Here is a 2,514-nt window from a genome sequence, read left to right as displayed (position 1 = left end):
GTAAGATTAAATCTTGACTTCTACAATTAAATAGCCAACTTTCTTTTAAAGGTATTTCTGTATATGGCTCTAGAATAATTTGTCCTTTTTTACTATTCACAATGACGTGAAAACTACTTACCCCTTTAGCTAATTTACCAAGTGTTATTCTTCCTTTCGTATCTGGTTTTAATATACATGCTTGTGTCATACAAATTACTTTTTATATTATAACTTATAGAATAATATATAGTGGGTAATTAATCAAGTGGGATTAACATTATTACACGTTAAAAGATTTGCCGCAGCCGCAATTAGCTTTTTCGTTAGGATTGGTGAAAGTGAATTGGGATTTGAATTTCGTCTCTACATAGTCCATTTCAGAACCGAGAATATACATTAATGCCTTTGGATCGATTAGTATCCGTACGCCCTTTTCTTCAACTACTTCATCGAATTGATTTTTACTATCGGCATACTCAACATAGTAAGTTTGACCGGCGCAACCGCCGGCCTTAACCCCTACTCTAATACCAAAAGTAGGTTTTGCTCGTTTTCCTATTAGCAATTTTACTTGCTTTGCCGCAGCATCGGTTAATGAAATAACATTTTTCATGTTTTAAGAGTCTTTTTTGATTTCTTTTTTCTGTTTGTAATCGGCAATAGCTGCTTTTATTGCATCTTCAGCAAGTAGTGAGCAATGAAGTTTTACAGGCGGGAGCGATAATTCTTTTGCTATTTCAGTATTTTTAATCTCTTCGGCATCGTTTATTGATCTGCCTTTAACCCACTCTGTTACTAAAGAACTTGAAGCAATAGCTGAACCGCAGCCGAATGTTTTAAATTTAGCATCTGTAATAATCCCGTCATCATCAACTTCGATTTGTAACTTCATCACGTCACCGCAAGCGGGAGCCCCAACTAGTCCTGTTCCAACGTTTTTTTTCTCTTTATTAAGCGATCCGACATTACGAGGATTCTCATAATGATCTATCACTTTTTTGCTATAAGCCATTGTTATTCTCTAAAATTTGGTTTTATTTGTTTCAACGTCATCGCGAGGAGCTAGGCGACGCGGCAATCTCAGGAATTTTATACTACTTAATGAGATCGCCGCATCGGCACTATGCGCCTCCTCGCAATGACGATTTTTAGTGAGTAGCCCATTTAATCTTCTTCAAATCAATCCCCTCTTGCATCATTTCCCAAAGAGGACTTAATTCCCTTAATTTATCGATTTTTGAACATATTAAATCTACTGCGTAATCAACTTCCTGCTCGGTAGTAAATCTACCTATGCCGAACCTAATCGAAGTATGGGCAAGCTCTTCACCTATTCCCATAGAACGTAAAACATATGACGGCTCTAAAGAGGCGGAAGTACAAGCAGACCCGGAAGAAACCGCTAAATCTTTAATGGCAAGGATAATTGATTCTCCCTCTACTCCGGCAAAGCTTAGATTTAGATTGCCTTTATATCTTTGATTTTTATCACCGTTTAAATAAACTTCCGAAATTCGGCTATGTATATTATTTAAAAATCTGTCGAATAAGTAATTTACGTGCTTAGTATCTTTTTCCATCTCATTATACGCTATTTCAGCAGCCATGCCAAGCCCTACGATTAAAGGAGTCGGTAGCGTACCCGAACGCATACCTCTCTCCTGTCCGCCACCGTTTATGAGTGGCGTAACACGCACACGAGGTTTTTTCCTTACATATAACGCCCCTATTCCTTTCGGACCGTAAATTTTATGCCCTGAGATACTAGCAAGATCAATATTAAACTCGTTAACATCAATTGGAATTTTACCGAATCCTTGAGCAATATCAGAATGAAAAAAAACGCCTCTTTCACGGCAAATTTTTCCTATTTCCTTTAAAGGCTGAACAACACCTATTTCATTATTAACCGCCATAACTGAAACTAACATAGTCTGATCAGTAATAGCATTTTTTAGAGTTTCTAAATCGATTATTCCATTTGGTTTAATTGGTAAGTATGTGATTTTTATACCTTCCTGCTCTAAATGCCTGCAAGCATCAAGTACGCATTTATGTTCACTGACTATAGTAATAATATGATTTTTCTTATTGCCGTAAAATTTTGCTATTCCCTTTATTGCAAGGTTATTAGATTCGGTTGCACCGGAGGTAAAAATAATTTCTTTAGTATCTGCTCCTATTAACCTTGCTACTCTACTCCTTGCCTCTTCAACGGCGTTTTCTGCTTCCCAGCCGAAAGAATGGCTACGTGAATGAGGATTCCCGAATTTGGTAGTAAAATATGGCAACATTGCCCCCATTACTCTTGGATCAAGCGGCGTTGTTGCCTGATAATCCATGTATATAGGCAAGGTTAAATTGTTTAATTGTTGGTTCATATGGTTTTTAAATTAATTTTTTGTATATAAAGCTTAAAAATAGACGAAGTTTAATTTGGAAAAGAGCAAGGTTTTTCATATTTTTTGACTGCAGCGTACAACTAGCACGTGAGGATCAAAAAATATGGGTCATGCCTCCATATTGCAGTTA

Annotated in this window: 3 protein-coding genes and 1 pseudogene; all 4 read right to left on the bottom strand. The window is 36.7% G+C overall.

Features of this window, described 5'->3' with window-relative positions; all coding sequences use genetic code 11:
• A pseudogene (locus KYQ89_RS00355) lies at positions 1-190 on the bottom strand (hypothetical protein); the annotation flags it as partial.
• Between the two features lie 72 nt (positions 191-262).
• Positions 263-595, bottom strand: coding sequence for an iron-sulfur cluster assembly accessory protein (locus KYQ89_RS00350; protein WP_218459823.1), 333 nt, complete (start codon positions 593-595; stop codon positions 263-265).
• A gap of 3 nt (positions 596-598) precedes the next feature.
• Positions 599-994, bottom strand: a complete 396-nt coding sequence (iscU, locus tag KYQ89_RS00345) for a Fe-S cluster assembly scaffold IscU (protein WP_218459818.1) — start codon at positions 992-994, stop codon at positions 599-601.
• Positions 995-1,130: 136 nt separating this feature from the next.
• Positions 1,131-2,363: an IscS subfamily cysteine desulfurase gene (locus tag KYQ89_RS00340; RefSeq protein WP_218459817.1), complete on the bottom strand. Its 1,233-nt coding sequence runs from the start codon at positions 2,361-2,363 to the stop codon at positions 1,131-1,133.
• Positions 2,364-2,514 lie beyond the last annotated feature (151 nt).

The organism is Rickettsia sp. TH2014 (genome assembly GCF_019249195.1).
GTDB classification, from domain to species: Bacteria; Pseudomonadota; Alphaproteobacteria; order Rickettsiales; family Rickettsiaceae; genus Rickettsia; species Rickettsia felis.
This window is presented reverse-complemented; position numbering and strand designations above follow the sequence as displayed.